The sequence below is a fragment of the Hydrogenophaga sp. L99 genome, assembly GCF_058731905.1.
In genome coordinates, this window is sequence record NZ_CM178972.1 from 3,643,855 (window position 1) to 3,660,388 (window position 16,534).

Genomic DNA, 16,534 nt, shown 5'->3' on the forward strand with positions numbered 1-16,534 from the left:
GCTATACCCCGGCTAAAAGAATACTTATATATTACATGGAGCTGGCCTCACATGATCCGTCACATTTCCCCATGGTTGCTGGCGCTGGTATCTGCTTCAGTAGAACGCTACCTGGTTCCACGCTTGCTTCACACCAAGTCGGTGAATTGAACGCGGCCGTGCCCTGCTTTGATCGCTATAGATAAGGCCCGTTAAAGTCTGAACTTTGTCTGATTTTCGCGATCAGAGTGTCATGGAAAAAGAAAGCGCAAGAAGTCAGACACTGGAGCAACTTCACGAACGGCGCAAACAGGTCGTGAGGCTGTACAGACAAGGCACCAAGATCATGCAGATCGTCACGATGACGGGGCTGAGCTACCCGACAGTGCGAACGGCTATCGATCTGTTTGACGCTGGCGGCTGGGGTGCGATACGTCCCGCTGTTCGTGGACGAGCCAGAGGCGATGGCCGGGTGCTCGGTCAGGCGCAGGAAGACACCATCCAGCGCCTGATCATCGACAAACGCCCCGAGCAGCTCAAGATGGATTTCAGCTTGTGGAGCCGGGCCGCAGTGGGTCAGCTCATCGAACAGGAATTTGGCATCAAGCTGCAAGTGCGCAGCATCGGCAAGTACCTCACCCGCTGGGGCTTCACACCGCAAAAGCCCATCAAGCGCGCTTACGAGCAAAGCCCTGCTGCCGTGCAGGCTTGGTTGGAGGGCGAGTACCCCGGCATTGAGCAGCGCGCCAGGGCCGAGGGGGCCGAGATTCACTGGGGCGACGAGACGGCCTTGGTCAACACCGATGTGCGCGGCAGGAGCTTCGCGCCAGCGGGCAAAACACCGGTGGCCATGGCCGTGGGCGGCACCCGTCAAAAGCTCTCCATGATTGCCACGGTGACCAACCAGGGCAAGACGCGGTGGATGATCATTGACGAGGCTTTCGATGCTGAGAAGCTCATCGAATTCCTACAAGCTTTGATCAAGGACGCGGGTAAAAAAGTCTTTCTGATTCTGGACAACCTGCGGGTCCACCACAGCAAGCTGGTGAAGGCTTGGGTGGCTGAGCGGCAGGACCAGATCGAGTTGTTCTACCTGCCCAGCTACAGCCCACAGCTCAACCCAGAGGAGCGGCTCAATGCGGACTTGAAGCAGGAGATGGGCAAGCGCGTGCCGGTGCGAACCAAGGCCAAGCTACGCGATGCGGCCAACGATCACATGGCGATGCTGGAGCAAAACCCCGAGCGCGTCATGAGCTACTTCCAGGACCGTCACGTTCGATATGCAGCTTTAGACTTCACAGGGCCGGATCAATCGGGCCAACACGCTGACCCACTGGAAATGCCAGGTTGGAGGCTGTGGCGCGGAGACAAAAAAAGCCTTCCCGAAGGAAGGCTTTTTGAACCGACCTGCGGATCAGTTGGGCGACACGCCCAGCGCTTTCACGGTGTCGAGGTTCAAGAAACCATCCACAGGCAAGCCCTTGGCCTGCTGGTACTGGTTCACGGCGTTCATGGTCTGGCCTCGGATCACGCCATCAATGGCGCCCGGGTTGTAGCCTGCGCTGCGCAGGGCACGCTGGATTTCCATGATCTTGGCGGGTGAGGCATTGGTCTCGCACAACACCGCACGGCGATCGGCCTTCGCCTCGGAGACCTTGAACTGGTAGCTCAGGGTTTCAAACTGGGCCGGCACATCGATTTCACGTGTGGTGGCTGGGGTGTCCACCACCTGGCGCTCAACCGTCTTGAACACCGCAGGAATCACCTCTTCGCGGAACGAGGCGGGGGTGTCCACCACACGCCGCGACAAGGTTTGCATCACCGCAGCCACCGGGATCTGACGGGTGGACGCTGGCGTGTCAACCACTTGGCGCTGCACGGTGCCCATGATGGCAGACACCGGAATTTCTCGCGAGCTGGCCGCGGTGGCGACAACCTGGCGGGACACGGTCTTGAATGTGGCGGGGATGATGGTCTCTTCGGTGCGGGCAGGACTTGCCACAACCCGGGTTTTGACGGTCTTGTAAGTCGCGGGAATTTCCACGGTGCGTACCGTGGCTGGCGTGGCTACCACCTGGCGAGTGAGCGTGCGGTATTCGGCGGGCTGCTTGATTTCACGCACATAGCCCTCTTCACCGGACTGGGCTCCAGCGGTGGTGTCAGCGCCCGCCAGACCGGCAACGGCTGCCGCGCGCAACACCCTCTCGCCTTTTGGCGTGGCTACGATGTCGCCTTTCTCGTCAAACCGGTAACCCATGGCACGCAGCTTGTCGGTATCAATGACCTGACGCGTCACCGACTGGTAGGTGGCAGGGATGTCAACCTCACGGGTACCTGCTTCGGTGTTGAGCACCTGGCGGGTGACGGTGGCGTATTCGGCGGGAATCTCCACCTCCCTCACCGACGCAGGCGTTTTGAGCACTTGGCGGGTGATGGTCTCAAAGCGCTCGGGAATTTCCACTAAACACATCACGTCGTCGTCAAGGTTGGTGTTGTTGGCCGTCACCACACGGGTGTCCACCACACCTGTGCTGCGGTTTTCTACCGCGGCATCCAGTTCAACGCGGTTGCCATCCACCTTGCCATCGGCCCCCACCACAAAGCCTCGCAAAGGCCGCACATTGATCGCTTGCCCGACCCAGGCACGGCCACGCTTCCATTCCCGGGTAGCGTCAGCCACTTTTACGCGCTCGGTCACGGTCTCGAACACCGCCGGCACTTCAATCAGTCGCTTGCTCGCCTCTTTCACCAGTACGCGCTCGGTGACGGTACGCAAGGTCGGCTTCACGGCCTCCAGGCGGGCGCTGGCTTCGGTACGCAGCACCTCCTCAGACACGGTGCGCAGCGGCAGCGCAATAGGCTCATAACGCAGCGACTCTGCCTTAACCAGTACCTGCTCGGTTTCGGTCTTGAAGGTGGCGGGCACCGCTTCAACACGGGTTGTTGCCGGGCGGTCCACCACGGTTTCTTCTGTTTCTGCGTAGGTCGCGGGAATCACGCGCAGCTCTTTGCGCTCGGGCGTGGCAATGACTTGCTCAGTCACCGTCTTGTAGGTGGCAGGCACCACTTCAACACGCGTGCTGGCAGGCTTGGTGACGACGGACTCCACCACCGTTTTGTACGTGGCGGGCACCGGTTCTTCGCGGAAGGTGGCGGGGCTCACAACCACCTCTTCGGTCACCGTTTTGTAAGTCGCTGGAATAGGAATCTGGCGCCGGGTTTCCGGCCTGACCAGTTCTTGCTCGGACACGGTCTTGTAGGTGGCGGGCACCACCTCATAGCGCTTGGTGGCCGGCACCTTGACCACCTGTTCGGTGCGCGTCTCAAAGCGCGCCGGAATCAACACGTTGGCGAAACACTCGGTCGCAGGCACCACCGACACCGGGGTTGAGTTGCCCACCGGGCGCGGCAGGTTGCGGCTGAAGTTGTTGTCGCATTGCTGCATGCTGGCACGAACCGGCGTGCCCTGGCGGTCGAAGTACACGTTCACCGACATCGCCGGGCTGTAGGGTACGTATTTGCCGATCAATTCCGGGCTCACGCCGTCGCGGCTGTTGCTGCGGCCCACGCCCACGTCGCAAGCGCCTTTGGCGTAGCCTGCTGCGTCGTAACCCAGGGCCGCGGCAGCTTGTTGCGCTGCCATCAGTTCGCTGAGTTTCATCACTTTCACGTCGGCCTCGCCTGCACGCTTGAGGGGCGGATGCTCGGTGAAGGGTTGGTAGTAACGGGCGCTGCCAGCGGCCACAGCGGCATCGCACTCAGCGGCGGTGTCGTAGCCCACATTGCCGTTGCGGTCGGTCACCATACCGGCCTGCGCCGTGGCCACCAACAGCAAGCCACCACCCAAAACGGCCATGCGCTTGACGCTCTGCAGATTCATCCCGTTGCTCATCACAAGTTCCCTTCAAAAACAGACAGATCAAACCGGTCTACATCGGTCCGCTTTCGTTTTGAATACCAAAGTACTTGAAGCGGCGACGTCCGGCCTGGATACTATGCCTTTGAAACTCTAGTGGATGCCTTGATGGCGAGCGTGCAACTGGAATGGATTGACTCATGTGTGCTCGACTGCACAGGCAGGGAGCCCCGTCGCAACACCACTCCGGACGTCCGTCACGTGCGCGTCAGAACGTCTTGCAGCCGCTTGGCGGCAGCGCTCACCGAGGTTTTAACGGCGAGCCGGCCAATTTTTCGGGTACCGAACGGCGCTGAAACGGCACCTGGTAAGCCCACACCGGCCGCCCGCGGTCTTGCAGTGCGGCGTTGGGCACCAGGCCTGGGGCCGGGAATTCCAAGCTCACCAGCCAGGCGCCGGGCTGGAGCTCTGCCGCCGCTTTTTCCACCGCACGGCCCATGCTCTCGGGCCGTTGAAACAGGTAAACCATCTGGTAAGGCGCCCAGTCGGCGCGCCATATGTCGCCCTGGCGCACCCGCGCCCAGGGGCAACGCAGCGCGCAGGCAGCCCGCAGTGGCCAGCTCCACTCCAGCCCGTGCAGCATGGCGCCGGGGTACACCTGGCGCAAGGCTTTCAGACCATCGCCCAGGCCGCAACCGGCTTCCAGCACCAGCGCGTTTGCGGGCAAGGGCACGCGCTGACCCAGCCCATCCAGCCCGTTGCGCGGGGTGGGAAACAGCGGCGCGTCGCGCCAGGCGTTTAGCGGGTAGATCAGCAACAACAGCGCCAATGGCAACAGCCAGTGCCAGGCGGCCAGGCTGGCCGCCCCGGACAGCGCCAGCGACAGCGGAAAACCCAGGCCCACCATCAGCCGGCGCCACCAGCTTCCAGCCAGCAGGCTGCCCGCGACCCCCAGCGCGCACGCCAGCAGCACCCCCACCAGCGCGCCCATGCCGAGCTGCCCGGCCAGTACAAAAACGCCCCACGCCGCCGCCCAGACCAGCAAAGCCGGCAGGGGCCACCAGCGCGCCAGGGTTGCCAGCATGGGAACGACCTTTCAGCGGTTGGCGGTTCGGCCCAGCCGCTCAATCAGGCCGTTGAGCTCGTCCAGCGAGCCAAAGTGGATGGCGATTTCACCCAGTTCTTCAAAGCGCCCATGGCGCTTCACGCGCTTTTTCACCCGCACCTCCACGTCGGCGGTCAGCAGGTCGGCCAGCTCTTCTTCCACCCGCTTGATGTCGCGCGACTTTTCTTTTTTCAGCTTCTGGGGCGCCAGCGCAAATTCGGCGCTGAGCTTCTTCACCAGACTCTCGGCCTCGCGCACCGACATTTTTTTGGCCGCAATCTGGTTGCCCGCTGTGATCTGGGTGGCCTTGTCCAGCGCCAGCAGCGCACGCGCGTGGCCCATATCCAGGTCGCCCGCCATGAGCATGGTCTGCACCGGGTCGGCCAGCTGCAACAGGCGCAGCAGGTTGCTGGCGGCGCTGCGCGAGCGGCCCACCGCCTGCGCGGCCTGTTCGTGAGTGAGTCCAAACTCTTTCACCAGGCGTTGCAAACCCTGGGCTTCTTCCAGCGGGTTGAGGTCTTCGCGCTGGATGTTCTCGATCAGCGCCATGGCCGCGGCGGCCTCGTTCGGCACATCTCGCACCAGCACCGGCACGCTGTCCAGCCCGGCCAACTTCGAGGCCCGGAAGCGGCGCTCGCCGGCGATGATCTCGTACTTGCCAGCGTTCGGGCCATCAGCCAGCTTGCGCACCAGAATGGGCTGCATGATGCCCTGCGCCTTGATGCTCTCGGCCAGCTCGTACAGTGCGCCCTCGTCCATGCGGGTGCGGGGCTGGTAAACGCCAGCCACCAGCTCGGTCAGCGGCAAGCTGCTTGGCGTGGCGTTGCGCTCGTTTTCCTGCGCGTCGGGCGAAGCGGCTTCCGCCACTTTGGGGCCCAGCAGGGCTTCAAGTCCACGGCCGAGGCCTTTGGGTTTTTTGGTGACCATGGTGTCCTTTTTATAGGTTCGTCAGTTCAAGCAGCATGGCATGCCCCTCGGGCCAGTCGCCCAGGCCCGATTCGGCGTTGATGTGGCCGCGTTCACCGAGGTCAATGAAGCGCGAACCCCAGCTGTCGGCGAGCGACTGCGCTTTGGCAAAATCGCAATACGGGTCGTTGCGGCTGCCCACCAGCACGCTGGGAAACGGCAGGCGCTGGCGCAGGATGGGCGACCAGCTGGGCAACACGCCGCGCAGTTCGTCGCGTTCGGCATCGCCCGGCGCCACCAGCAGCGCGCCTTGCACACGCGCGGTGCTATGCGAAACCTGTGCCCAGTCGGTGGTGAGGACGCAGCCCAGGCTGTGGGCGACGAGCACCACCGGCCCGTCTGTGGCGAGGATCACGTCTTCCAATCGCGCAATCCAGTCACCACGGCGCGGTCGCATCCAGTCGTGCTGGTCGACGCGGCGGTAGCCGTGCAAGGCTTCCCAGCGGCTTTGCCAGTGGTCTGGCCCGCTGTTTTGCCAGCCGGGCAAGATGAGGACGTTGTCAGGCTTCATGCCAGTGTTTCACGTGGAACGGTGAGCGCTCAAGGCGTGCCGCTGCGCTCGACCATTTCTTTGGCAAAGGCCACAAAGGCTTGACTGCCTTTGGCCGCCGGGTCAAACACCACACCCGGCAGGCCGTAGCTGGGCGCTTCGGCCAGGCGCACGTTGCGCGGTATCACGCTGTCAAACACCTTGTCGCCAAAGTGCGCCTTGAGCTGGTCGCTCACCTGCTGCTGCAAGGTGATGCGCGGGTCAAACATGACGCGCAGCAAACCAATGATTTGCAGGTCTTTGTTCAGGTTGGCGTGCACCTGCTTGATGGTGTTGACCAGATCGGTGAGACCTTCGAGCGCAAAGTACTCGCACTGCATGGGCACGATCACACCGTTGGCAGAGCACAGACCGTTGAGTGTGAGCATGGACAGCGAGGGCGGGCAGTCGATGAGCACGAAGTCGTAGTCGGCCTCCACCGCCGCCAACGCGGTCTTCAGCCGTTTTTCGCGCCGCTCCACATCCACCAACTCCACCTCGGCGCCGGCCAGTTCGCGGTTGGCGCCGAGCACGTCGTAGCCGCACTTTTCAGACTTGATGGCCGCTTCAGCCACCGACGCCGATTCGAGCAACACGTCGTACACCGACAGCGCCATGCTGCGCTTGTCCACGCCTGAGCCCATGGTGGCATTGCCCTGGGGGTCCAGGTCCACCATGAGCACGCGCTGCCCCACCTTGGCAAGCCCGGCCGCCAGGTTGACGGTGGTGGTGGTCTTGCCGACGCCACCCTTCTGGTTGGCAACGCAGAAAATTTTGGCCATGGGTGATTTCGGTAGTTGTAATTATTTGGAAATGGCCAGCTTGATGCCGAAGCCGATCAGGAAAACACCGGCGAGCTTTTCCAGCGTGCGCGCAATCACGGGGTTGGCCCGCATCCGCTCAGCCAGGAAATGGGTGAGCAACACAGCGGTCAGGCCATACAAGAAAGTGAGTACAGCCACGGTGGCCGCCATGGCGCCAAAGGTCACGAGGCCCTGGTGTCTGGCGGGGTCCACAAACAAAGGAAAAAACGCCATGTAAAACACAATGGCTTTGGGATTGAGCAGCGTGATGGTGAGCGCCTGTTGAAAGTACTGGCGCGGTCGGATGTTGAGCACGGGCTTGTCACCGGGCTTGGCGCTGATCATTTTCCAGCCCAGCCAGGCGAGGTAGGCGGCGCCCAGCCATTGCACCGCACTGAAAGCGGCTGGGTAAGCCACCAGCAGCGCGGCCACGCCCGCCACAGCCATCCACATCAGCACCTGGTCACCCGCGATGACGCCGAAGGTAGCCGCCAGGCCGCCGCGTATGCCGCCCTTGCTGGTGGAGGTGATGAGTGCCAGATTGCCAGGACCCGGAATGGCCAGAAACACCACAATGGCTGCGACAAATGCGCCGTAATCTGCAACGCCAAACATGAAAACCCCCAGAAGTAGAGGGGTGAGTTTACGTGAACGGGGCCAAGCAGCCGTGGGCCACGCGCCGGGGTGGCAACGCCCGCCTCAAGCCATTCAGGCGATCGGGCGCTCGCGCAGCCAAACGATGCAGCGCTCGGCGTCCAACCCGGGCACCTGCAAGGGTTCCACGTGAAACACTTCGGCCCATGGGGCCGCATTTTGCAAGTCCAGCAATTCATCGGCCGGGTGCTTGCCCTTCATGGCCATCCACACGGCACCAGGCTTCAGCGCCGGGCGAGACCACGACACAAAGTCCACCAGCGAAGCAAAGGCGCGCGAACACACCACATCAAAGCCACCGCCCTCCTCGGCTTTCAGGCTTTCCACCCGGGCATGCACGCCGCGCAGGTTGGGCAGCTTGAGGGTGGCAGCGGCCTGCTGAATGAACGCGGCTTTTTTACCCACCGTGTCTACACAGCTGACGTCGATGTGGGGACAGGTGATGGCGATCACCACACCAGGCAAACCACCGCCCGAGCCCACGTCGAGCAACTTGACAGACCGACCGGCCGTGTGGCGCAGCAGCGGCTGAATGGCCGACAGGCTGTCCAGCAGGTGGTGCGTCATCATCTCGGCCGGGTCGCGCACGGCGGTCAGGTTGTAGACCTTGTTCCACTTTTGTAGCAGAGCCAGGTAGTCCAGCAGCAGCGTCACCTGCGCTTCGGCCAGCGGCAACCCCAAGGCCTGCAAGCCTTTCAGCAACACATCGCGGTGAACGGGTGTACCTTCGCCCTGCGGGCTGAGGTGCGAGCTGGCTTGGGGGCGGCCCGGCGCTGCGCTCATGCCGACACTTCGCTTTCTGCAGGCAAGGTGGCAAAGCCCCGGAAGCCGCCTTTTTTCAGGTGAATCAGCAACAGCGAAATGCTGGCCGGCGTGATGCCCGATATGCGCGAGGCCTGCCCCAGCGTTTCGGGCCGGTGCTTGGCCAGCTTTTGCCGCGCCTCAAACGACAAAGCCGCCACCTGCATGTAATCCAAGTCGCCCGGCAGCGGCATGCCTTCGTGGAAGGCTGCGCGCTCCACCTCACTCTTCTGACGGTCGATGTAGCCCGAATACTTGGCCGCTATCTCCACCTGCTCCACCACAGGCTCCAGCAAATCGCCCAGCGTTACACGTGAAACATCAGGGCCGGCGTACTTGCCACCGTCCATGCCTGCCAGATCGGCGTAGCCCACACCGGGGCGGCGCAGCAGGTCAAACAGGTTGTGTTCGTGCTCAATGGCCTTGCCCAGCACGCGCACGCTCTCTTCAGCCGGCAGGCTGCGGGGGTTCACCCAAGTCGCCTTCAAGCGCTCGGTTTCGCGCGCCACGGCGTCGCGCTTGCGGCTGAAAGCGTCCCAACGCGCATCGTCCACCAAGCCCATGCGGCGCCCGGCTTCTGTCAGGCGCATGTCGGCGTTGTCTTCGCGCAGCTGCAGGCGAAACTCGGCCCGGCTGGTGAACATGCGGTAAGGCTCGGTCACGCCCTGGGTCACAAGGTCGTCCACCAGCACACCCAGGTAAGCCTCGTCGCGCCGGGGCAGCCAGGGTGCTTCGCCCTTCACTTGCAGAGCCGCATTCAGCCCGGCAAACAGGCCTTGTGCGGCAGCTTCCTCGTAGCCGGTGGTGCCGTTGATCTGGCCGGCAAAAAACAAGCCCTGAATCTGCCGGGTTTCAAAACTGTTTTTGAGCGAGCGCGGGTCGAAGTAGTCGTACTCAATGGCGTAACCGGGCCGCAAAATGTGCGCATTTTCCAGGCCGGGCATGCTGCGCACCAACGCGTACTGAATGTCAAACGGCAGGCTGGTCGAGATGCCGTTGGGGTACACCTCGTGTGTGGTCAGGCCCTCGGGTTCCAGAAAAATCTGGTGGCTGTCCTTGTCGGCGAAGCGGTTGATCTTGTCCTCCACGCTCGGGCAGTAGCGCGGGCCCACGCCCTCAATCTTGCCGGTGAACATGGGACTGCGGTCAAAACCGCTGCGAATGATGTCGTGCGTGCGGGTGTTGGTGTGCGTGATCCAGCACGGCACCTGCTGCGGGTGCGCCACCGCGCCCCCCATGAAGCTGAACACGGGCACCGGCTTGTCGGCGTTCATGCCGCCCGGCACGCCGTCGCCGGGCTGCTCGGTGCATTTGCTGTAGTCGATGCTGCGGCCGTCCAGGCGGGGCGGCGTGCCGGTTTTGAGCCGCCCCTGGGGCAGCTTCAGCTCTTTCAAGCGGGCCGACAACGACACCGCCGGCGGGTCACCCGCGCGCCCGGCCGCGTAGTTGTTCAACCCCACATGAATCTTGCCATCCAGAAAGGTGCCCGCCGTGAGCACCACCGTGCGGCTGCGAAACTGGATACCCACCTGCGTCACGGCACCCACCACCCGGTCGCCCTCCACCATCAGGTCGTCCACGGCCTGCTGAAACAGCCACAGATTGGGCTGGTTTTCCAGCATGCGGCGAATGGCGGCCTTGTACAAAATGCGGTCGGCCTGGGCGCGCGTGGCACGCACCGCCGGGCCTTTGCTGCTGTTCAAAATACGAAACTGGATGCCGCCTTCGTCCGTGGCCAGCGCCATGGCGCCGCCCAGCGCGTCCACTTCTTTCACCAAATGGCCTTTGCCAATGCCGCCAATGCTGGGGTTGCAGCTCATCTGCCCCAGTGTTTCGATGTTGTGGGTGAGCAGCAGCGTGGTGCAGCCCATGCGGGCAGCCGCCAGCGCGGCCTCGGTGCCAGCATGGCCACCGCCCACAACAATGACATCAAATTCCTGGGGGTACAACATAAATGGGGCTCCGGGGCTCCGCCAAAGGGCGGCGCCCAACAATGCAAAAGAGAGGGTGTTTCACGTGAAACAGCTGCCAGGCGCGGTGGCGCTCGCGCGCCGGTGCCCGATGGACACCCGCAAGGCAGGCGCCAATTCTCCCATCTTTGTCCTCAAGGCGCCTGCTCCAGCCACCAGCGTGCACCACCGGGTGCGCCACAATGGAGGCATGACCACACCCATCCCCCTCCTCGTATTCGCGGGCAGCACACGTGCCCAGTCTTACAACCGCCAGCTCGCAGCGACCGCTGCCGACATGGCCCAAGCCGAAGGCGCGCAGGTGACGCGGCTGGACCTGGCCGACTTTGACGTGCCGATGTACAACGCCGACCTGGAAGCCAAGGGCACGCCCCGCGACGCGGTGCGCCTGAAAGAAATCTTCCACGCGCACCCCGCCTGGCTGGTCGCCGCACCCGAATACAACGGCAGCATGACGGCGCTGCTGAAGAACACCATTGACTGGGTGTCCAGCCCCATCAAGGGCGACCCCGATTGGGGCCAGGGCACCAAAGCTTTTGCCGGCAAGGTGGTGGGCTTACTCAGCGCCTCGCCCGGCGCACTGGGCGGCCTGCGTGGCCTGGCACATCTGACGCCGGTGTTGATGAACCTGCAGTGCTGGGTGGCGCCCAAGCAGTTCGCCCTGCCCAAGGCCTTTGAGGCGTTTGACCCCAACGGTCAACTCTCGCTCGAATCGAACCGCACCGCCCTGCACGGGGTGGTGGACCAGGTGCTGTGGGCGGCCCGGAAATTTCAGGCTTGAACTGCCGCCCCGGCTGCGCGGCGTGCTGCATCGCACCGTCCATCAGCAGCCCCATGCCCGGTTTACCGGCGGGCAAACCAGCCGGTGTGCCCTGCCCTCACCTGGATGAAGCGCTGCGCTGCAAGCTGTTTGGCCTGCCTGAACGGCCAACAGTCTGCGGTTCGCTGCAACCCAGCGCAGAGATGTGCGGCGATAACCGGGAACAGGCCATGCGGTTTCTGAGCCGATTAGAAAACGCTACCCGCCCATGAAAAAAGGCCCGCTTATGCGGGCCTTTTTTAGCCGCCAACAACTTCCCCGGAGCAGGTGTCTGAACCTAGACGCACCGCGGAACTGGCTCCGCCAGGCCGCTGGTGCGGTCCCCCTCGAGGGAAGCCGCGCAGCGGCGCAGGGGGGGGATTACTGTTTAACGGCTTCCACCTGCAGCACCAGACGCACGTTTTTCGGGAAACCCCAGTCCACGCCGTAGTTCACACCAAACGCGGTGCGGTCGATGGTCGCTTCGAAGTCGCCACCACACACTTCGCGCTTGAGCATGGGGCTCTCGAAGCAGTTGAACTGGTTGGCCTTGAGCGTCACCGGTTGGGTCTTGCCCAGCAGGGTCAGGTTGCCATCCACAGAGCTGACCTTGTCACCATTGAAATGGAACTTGGTGGACACGAACTGGGCCTTGGGAAATTTCTCAGCGTTCAGGATGTCCGCGCTCTGCAGGTGCTTGTCAAAGCCGGCCGTGCCGGTGTTGACCGATGCCACATCAAAGGAGATGTCCACGGAACCGGTCTTGGCGGCCTTGTCAAACGAGATCTTGCCTTCTTTTTTGTCGAAACGGCCGCGGTTCACGCTGGCGCCAAAGTGGCCGATCTCGAACGTGGCAAAGGTGTGCGTCGGGTCGATCGCGTAGTCGGCGGCGAAAACGCCGGTGGACAAGGTGGCGGCTGCGGCCAGCAAGGTCAGGGATTTGCGCATGGGTGAACTCCTAGGTGGGGTTGGGGGTGAAAAAAACAAAAAATGGATCAGAGCTTGGGCACACCGGTCAGGGCGATCTTGAATTTGACTTGCACTTCGTCGGCCACCATCGAGGTGTCGGCCCACTCTTTTTCGCCAATGCGGAAGGCCAGGCGCTTGATGGGGAAGGCGCCAGTGGCGGTGGTGGTGGCGCCGTTCTGGGCCAGCGTCACGGGCACGACCACGTCGCTGCTCAGGCCTTTGATGCTCAGCTTGCCAGTGACTTCAAATTTGCTGGCATCGAGCCGCTTGATGCTGCTGGACTGGAATGTGGCTTTGGGGAAGGCGGCCACGTTGAACCAGGTGGCCTTGGGCAATTCGGCGTTGGCTTCGCGGCTGATGTCGGCGCTGCCCGTGTCCACCGTGAAAGCGATCTGGCTGGTGGCCAGCTTGGCGGGGTCAAACGCCACCTGGGCGCTGAAGGTCTTGAACTTGCCTTCGACCGGCACGCCCATCTGGCGGCTCACGAAAGAGACTTCGCTTTGCGCAGGGACCAGGGCCTGTTGGGCCTGGGCAACCAGCGGGGAAAGGGCTGCGGCGGCCAGCGCCAAAGATACAAAAGACAGTTTCATGGAAGGACTCCCGGGAAAATTCAACGGCGGCCAAAGGCCATGCGCCGGATCAGACCATCGCGGTCAACAAAGTGGTGTTTAAGCGCGCCAGCCACATGCAGTAACACCAGCACCGCCATGGCGTAAGCCGAAAACTTGTGCAGCGGCTTTAGCACATCGGCCAGGCCTTCGCTCACCGGCACAAAGTCGGGCAACTGCACCAGACCCAACCACACGATGGGAAAGCCCTCGGCCGAACTGTAGGCCCAGCCAAGCAACGGCACCGCAAAAAACAGCACATACAAACCGAAGTGGGTGGCGTGGTGCGCCATGCGCTGCCAGGCAGGCATGGCCATTTCAATAGCCACCGGCAAAGCGGGCGGGCGGTGCGTGAGGCGCCAGAGCAACCGCACGAACGACAACGTCAACACCGTCACCCCGGCCCACTTGTGCCAGCTGTAAAACTGCAAGCGCTGGGGCGAGAACGGCAGATCGGCCATGTACAGACCGAGCGAAAAAATAGCGATCAGCGCCACGCCCAGCAACCAGTGCAGAGCCACGGCCACAGGGTGGTAACGAGAGACGAACGCTTTAGACATACACGCAGTTTAGGCAATCGCCTGTTCCCGCTGCGTCAAAGCGCTTGAAGCCTAAGTTCAAAATATTTGAACGAACTAAGCCAAGCCATTCGAATCCGGGACGCGATCAGACTCCTACAATGCGCCCATGCCCGACACCGATGCCCTGAGCCTGCTGACGCTGTACCCCGCCATGGGTTCGCTGCCGGAACTGCTCCCCCGGCTGAACCTGGTGCGGGTACCCGCCGGCACGCCCCTGTTTCGGGAACACGACACCTGCCAGGGCTTTCCCATGGTGCTGCAAGGCGAGGTCCGCGTGTCGCGCAGCGCCGCCAATGGGCGAGAGCTGGAACTGTACCGCGTGCTGCCCGGCGAGATGTGCCTGGTGTCTTCCGCCGGGCTGTTTGCGGACCAGCCCCTCACCGCCCACGGCGTGACCACCACCGACACCACCCTGACCCTGCTGTCTCCGCCCGACTTCCAGGTGGCCATGGCCGACGCGGGTTTTCGCAACTTTGTGCTCGGCCTGTTTGCATTGCGCATGGCCGACCTGACCAGCCTGATCGAGGCCGTGGCCTTCCAGCGGCTCGACAGCCGCCTGGCGGCCACCTTGCTCGGCCACGGCCAGCAGGTGCGCGCCACCCACCAGGCGCTGGCCGACGAGCTGGGCACGGTGCGCGAAATCGTCACCCGGCTGCTCCACCGCTTCGAGCGCGACGGCCTCGTTGAACTCTCGCGCGAGTGCATCACCATTTGCGACAGCGCGGCCTTGCGCAATCTGGCGGCCCTGCAAACACGCTGAGCGACCGGTGAACGACCGGTGAACGCTTTGTGACGCAGGTCACATACCCGCTGCCAGCAACCCGGTTCAATAGCGCCACCCCCCAACATGGTTTGTGAGCCGCCCTCGGCGGCCGCCACGTTGGACCGGTTCTTTTGTTTTCAGCCTTCCCAGGAGCACTTTCATGACCAAAAACGTTGGCGGCATCGACCGCACCATCCGCATCGTCGTCGGCCTGGCCCTCATAGCCGCAGCAGCCACCGGCAGCGTGGGCCTGTGGGGTTACGTGGGCGTGGTGCCCTTGCTCACCGGCCTGATGGGCTGGTGCCCGCCTTACGCGCTGCTGGGGTTCAACACATGTAAGCGCTAACCCCCGCGGCGCCTTCGGCGCCACCCCCCACGGGGGCGATGCCTGCGGCCTGGCGAAGCCAGTTCCGCGGCATCCTGGGTTTGAAAGCCGTCGCACCGGACAGCGCGTGGGGTCGCTGCCGAATCGTCACATGTCCATCGTGCGACAGCAGCACTGGCCTGTGCGCGCCACCATGTCGCCCATTGCCGCGCACCCCGCTGCGGCGCAGGAGACACGGCATGCTCAACATTCCCTCACTGAAAGACGCGGTCAGCGCCGAAGAATGGGCGCTGCGCTGCGACCTTGCAGCCTGCTACCGGCTGGTGGCCGCCTACGGCTGGAGCGATCTGGTGTTCACCCACATCAGCGCCAAGCTGCCCGACAGCGTCACCGGCGGCGAGCACCAGTTCCTCATCAACCCCTACGGGCTGATGTTTGACGAAATCACCGCCAGCAGCCTGGTCAAGGTCGACATGGCCTGCAACAAGCTCATCGACAGCCCGTTCCCGGTCAACCCGGCCGGGTTTGTGATTCACAGCGCGGTGCACGAAGCCCGCCCCGAAGCCGGCTGCGTGCTGCACACCCACACGCGCGCCGGCGTGGGTGTGAGCGCCCAAAAGGGTGGCATCCTGCCCATCAGCCAGCAGAGCACCTTCGTACTGGCCTCGCTGGCGTACCACGACTACGAAGGCGTGGCCTTCCGCCCCGACGAGAAGCCACGCCTGCAGGCCGATCTGGGTACAGCCAACTTTCTGGTGCTGCGCAACCACGGCCTGCTGACGGTTGGCCGCACGATCGCCGACGCTTTTCTGTCAATGTACACGCTGGAAAACACCTGCCGCATCCAGGTCGATGCGCAGGCCGGCGGTGGCGAACTGACCCAGGTGCACCCGGCCATCCTGGCGGGCATGGCAGACGTGATGCGCGTGGCCACCGCAGGCCAGGGCGCGCAACTCGCCTGGCCCGCGCTGCTGCGCAAAGCCGAGCGGCTGGACCCGGGCTACAAAACCTGAATCAGGGCGCCCCGGCAGGCGCAGACTGCTGCACAAATGCGGCCATGCCGTCGAGCACGGTGCGCAAGCGCACCAGCTCGCGCGAACCGTCCAGCCGGCTCGACCAGGCCGCCACCCGCGACACGAGCCGCAAGCGCGGCAACAGCCGCCGCAAAAAGCCCGACAAATCGGGCGCAGGGTGCACCGCCCCCCCGGCCGGTGCGCTGGCCCGGTCGTAGGCGTTGAGCACGGCCAACACGGCTTGCGGGCCCAGGGCGTCCAGATGGCGGGCCAATGACAGCACCAGCTGCAAGGCGTCGTACACCTGCACCGTGGCCAGCGGCAGGCCCGGTTGCAAACGTTCCTCGAAATCCAGCCGGGCGAAATGCTGCCCGTCCCAGGTCAGGTTGCGCACCTGAGCGCCGCCGTGCCACTGGCCCCGCGCGTGAAAGCCGGCCAAATCGGCGCTGGCCGCACACATCAGCGCCAGGCGTTCGCCCTCGGGGGTGCGGTGCAGCACATGGTCCAGCGTCGGTCCGATGTCACCGGTTTCCAGCGTGTACCCATCAAAAGCCAGCACCGGTGGCACCCTTTCGCCAGCAGCGGCCAGGGCTTGCAGGCGCTCATGCTCAAACGCCAGCAACACCGATCCGTCCACCTGGCGCACCGAGCGCCACGGCACCGCCACCCCCACAAAGTGGGCAAACAACCAGATGCCCAACGACTGGGCAGCGCTGCGCAGCGGCCGGTCGGCGGTTTTGGTCCAGGTTTGGGTGGGTTGGGTCGGGCTCAAGGGGTGGATTATGGCGAAACCGCACACACCACCGTCCAGAG

General features: G+C 63.5%; 17 protein-coding genes and 1 pseudogene. 6 read left to right on the forward strand and 12 right to left on the reverse strand.

The window, feature by feature from the left end:
• Window positions 1–232: 232 nt before the first annotated feature.
• Window positions 233–1,267: pseudogene (locus tag AC4QBL_RS17460) on the forward strand (IS630 family transposase); the annotation flags it as partial.
• Between the two features lie 126 nt (window positions 1,268–1,393).
• Here the strand turns inward: AC4QBL_RS17460 and AC4QBL_RS17465 are convergent.
• The 8 genes from AC4QBL_RS17465 to mnmG form a co-directional block, all read right to left on the reverse strand.
• Window positions 1,394–3,871 carry a peptidoglycan-binding domain-containing protein gene (locus tag AC4QBL_RS17465; RefSeq protein ID WP_472907900.1) on the reverse strand — a complete coding sequence of 826 codons (2,478 nt, stop codon included), beginning with the start codon at window positions 3,869–3,871 and terminating at the stop codon, window positions 1,394–1,396.
• Between the two features lie 265 nt (window positions 3,872–4,136).
• Window positions 4,137–4,919 carry a class I SAM-dependent methyltransferase gene (locus AC4QBL_RS17470; RefSeq protein WP_472907901.1) on the reverse strand — a complete coding sequence of 261 codons (783 nt, stop codon included), beginning with the start codon at window positions 4,917–4,919 and terminating at the stop codon, window positions 4,137–4,139.
• 12 nt (window positions 4,920–4,931) lie between these two features.
• The gene (locus AC4QBL_RS17475; protein WP_472907902.1) at window positions 4,932–5,867 is read right to left on the reverse strand and encodes a ParB/RepB/Spo0J family partition protein; all 936 of its coding nucleotides are present in this window, start codon (window positions 5,865–5,867) and stop codon (window positions 4,932–4,934) included.
• 10 nt (window positions 5,868–5,877) lie between these two features.
• Window positions 5,878–6,417 carry an RBBP9/YdeN family alpha/beta hydrolase gene (locus AC4QBL_RS17480; RefSeq protein ID WP_472907903.1) on the reverse strand — a complete coding sequence of 180 codons (540 nt, stop codon included), beginning with the start codon at window positions 6,415–6,417 and terminating at the stop codon, window positions 5,878–5,880.
• Window positions 6,418–6,446: 29 nt separating this feature from the next.
• Window positions 6,447–7,217, reverse strand: coding sequence for a ParA family protein (locus AC4QBL_RS17485; RefSeq protein WP_472907904.1), 771 nt, complete (start codon window positions 7,215–7,217; stop codon window positions 6,447–6,449).
• A 21-nt stretch (window positions 7,218–7,238) separates the two neighbouring features.
• On the reverse strand, window positions 7,239–7,853 hold the full coding sequence (locus AC4QBL_RS17490) for a LysE family transporter (protein ID WP_472907905.1): 615 nt from the start codon (window positions 7,851–7,853) through the stop codon (window positions 7,239–7,241).
• 93 nt (window positions 7,854–7,946) lie between these two features.
• Complete coding sequence (gene rsmG, locus AC4QBL_RS17495; RefSeq protein WP_472907906.1) at window positions 7,947–8,675, reverse strand: 16S rRNA (guanine(527)-N(7))-methyltransferase RsmG; 729 nt, start codon at window positions 8,673–8,675, stop codon at window positions 7,947–7,949.
• Window positions 8,672–10,645 carry a tRNA uridine-5-carboxymethylaminomethyl(34) synthesis enzyme MnmG gene (gene mnmG / locus AC4QBL_RS17500; RefSeq protein ID WP_472907907.1) on the reverse strand — a complete coding sequence of 658 codons (1,974 nt, stop codon included), beginning with the start codon at window positions 10,643–10,645 and terminating at the stop codon, window positions 8,672–8,674. Before mnmG ends, rsmG begins: the two co-directional genes overlap by 4 nt.
• 208 nt (window positions 10,646–10,853) lie before the next feature.
• Here mnmG and AC4QBL_RS17505 point away from each other — a divergent pair, with 208 nt between their 5' ends.
• Both AC4QBL_RS17505 and AC4QBL_RS17510 read left to right on the forward strand, forming a co-directional pair.
• Window positions 10,854–11,444: an NADPH-dependent FMN reductase gene (locus AC4QBL_RS17505; RefSeq protein ID WP_472907908.1), complete on the forward strand. Its 591-nt coding sequence runs from the start codon at window positions 10,854–10,856 to the stop codon at window positions 11,442–11,444.
• Entirely contained in the window at window positions 11,441–11,695 is a 255-nt protein-coding gene (locus AC4QBL_RS17510; protein WP_472907909.1) for a YkgJ family cysteine cluster protein, read from the forward strand. Before AC4QBL_RS17505 ends, AC4QBL_RS17510 begins: the two co-directional genes overlap by 4 nt.
• Window positions 11,696–11,843: 148 nt before the next feature.
• Here the strand turns inward: AC4QBL_RS17510 and AC4QBL_RS17515 are convergent, their stop codons facing one another.
• The 3 genes from AC4QBL_RS17515 to AC4QBL_RS17525 are packed head-to-tail and all read right to left on the reverse strand — an operon-like array spanning window position 11,844 to window position 13,599.
• On the reverse strand, window positions 11,844–12,410 hold the full coding sequence (locus AC4QBL_RS17515; protein WP_304835269.1) for a YceI family protein: 567 nt from the start codon (window positions 12,408–12,410) through the stop codon (window positions 11,844–11,846).
• A 47-nt stretch (window positions 12,411–12,457) separates the two neighbouring features.
• On the reverse strand, window positions 12,458–13,021 hold the full coding sequence (locus tag AC4QBL_RS17520) for a YceI family protein (RefSeq protein WP_472907910.1): 564 nt from the start codon (window positions 13,019–13,021) through the stop codon (window positions 12,458–12,460).
• Between the two features lie 20 nt (window positions 13,022–13,041).
• Window positions 13,042–13,599 carry a cytochrome b gene (locus AC4QBL_RS17525; protein WP_472907911.1) on the reverse strand — a complete coding sequence of 186 codons (558 nt, stop codon included), beginning with the start codon at window positions 13,597–13,599 and terminating at the stop codon, window positions 13,042–13,044.
• Between the two features lie 127 nt (window positions 13,600–13,726).
• Here AC4QBL_RS17525 and AC4QBL_RS17530 point away from each other — a divergent pair, with 127 nt between their 5' ends.
• The 3 genes from AC4QBL_RS17530 (at window position 13,727) to AC4QBL_RS17540 (ending at window position 15,721) form a co-directional block, all read left to right on the forward strand.
• Window positions 13,727–14,380 carry a Crp/Fnr family transcriptional regulator gene (locus tag AC4QBL_RS17530; RefSeq protein WP_304835263.1) on the forward strand — a complete coding sequence of 218 codons (654 nt, stop codon included), beginning with the start codon at window positions 13,727–13,729 and terminating at the stop codon, window positions 14,378–14,380.
• Between the two features lie 163 nt (window positions 14,381–14,543).
• Complete coding sequence (locus AC4QBL_RS17535) at window positions 14,544–14,729, forward strand: YgaP family membrane protein (RefSeq protein WP_304835261.1); 186 nt, start codon at window positions 14,544–14,546, stop codon at window positions 14,727–14,729.
• Between the two features lie 218 nt (window positions 14,730–14,947).
• The gene (locus tag AC4QBL_RS17540; protein ID WP_472907912.1) at window positions 14,948–15,721 is read left to right on the forward strand and encodes a class II aldolase/adducin family protein; all 774 of its coding nucleotides are present in this window, start codon (window positions 14,948–14,950) and stop codon (window positions 15,719–15,721) included.
• Window position 15,722: 1 nt separating this feature from the next.
• Here AC4QBL_RS17540 and AC4QBL_RS17545 read toward each other — a convergent pair whose 3' ends face one another.
• On the reverse strand, window positions 15,723–16,493 hold the full coding sequence (locus AC4QBL_RS17545; protein WP_472907913.1) for a BUD32 family EKC/KEOPS complex subunit: 771 nt from the start codon (window positions 16,491–16,493) through the stop codon (window positions 15,723–15,725).
• Window positions 16,494–16,534: the final 41 nt, after the last annotated feature.

Bases quoted from the DNA above. Each gene is read 5' to 3' on its own strand.
- AC4QBL_RS17520 (WP_472907910.1), bottom strand. From the start codon at position 13,021: ATGAAACTGTCTTTTGTATCTTTGGCGCTGGCCGCCGCAGCCCTTTCC.
- AC4QBL_RS17525 (WP_472907911.1), bottom strand. From the start codon at position 13,599: ATGTCTAAAGCGTTCGTCTCTCGTTACCACCCTGTGGCCGTGGCTCTG.
- AC4QBL_RS17465 (WP_472907900.1), bottom strand. From the start codon at position 3,871: ATGAGCAACGGGATGAATCTGCAGAGCGTCAAGCGCATGGCCGTTTTG.
- AC4QBL_RS17475 (WP_472907902.1), bottom strand. From the start codon at position 5,867: ATGGTCACCAAAAAACCCAAAGGCCTCGGCCGTGGACTTGAAGCCCTG.
- AC4QBL_RS17490 (WP_472907905.1), bottom strand. From the start codon at position 7,853: ATGTTTGGCGTTGCAGATTACGGCGCATTTGTCGCAGCCATTGTGGTG.
- AC4QBL_RS17480 (WP_472907903.1), bottom strand. From the start codon at position 6,417: ATGAAGCCTGACAACGTCCTCATCTTGCCCGGCTGGCAAAACAGCGGG.
- mnmG (WP_472907907.1), bottom strand. From the start codon at position 10,645: ATGTTGTACCCCCAGGAATTTGATGTCATTGTTGTGGGCGGTGGCCAT.
- AC4QBL_RS17505 (WP_472907908.1), top strand. From the start codon at position 10,854: ATGACCACACCCATCCCCCTCCTCGTATTCGCGGGCAGCACACGTGCC.
- AC4QBL_RS17535 (WP_304835261.1), top strand. From the start codon at position 14,544: ATGACCAAAAACGTTGGCGGCATCGACCGCACCATCCGCATCGTCGTC.
- AC4QBL_RS17515 (WP_304835269.1), bottom strand. From the start codon at position 12,410: ATGCGCAAATCCCTGACCTTGCTGGCCGCAGCCGCCACCTTGTCCACC.
- AC4QBL_RS17470 (WP_472907901.1), bottom strand. From the start codon at position 4,919: ATGCTGGCAACCCTGGCGCGCTGGTGGCCCCTGCCGGCTTTGCTGGTC.
- AC4QBL_RS17485 (WP_472907904.1), bottom strand. From the start codon at position 7,217: ATGGCCAAAATTTTCTGCGTTGCCAACCAGAAGGGTGGCGTCGGCAAG.
- AC4QBL_RS17540 (WP_472907912.1), top strand. From the start codon at position 14,948: ATGCTCAACATTCCCTCACTGAAAGACGCGGTCAGCGCCGAAGAATGG.
- rsmG (WP_472907906.1), bottom strand. From the start codon at position 8,675: ATGAGCGCAGCGCCGGGCCGCCCCCAAGCCAGCTCGCACCTCAGCCCG.
- AC4QBL_RS17530 (WP_304835263.1), top strand. From the start codon at position 13,727: ATGCCCGACACCGATGCCCTGAGCCTGCTGACGCTGTACCCCGCCATG.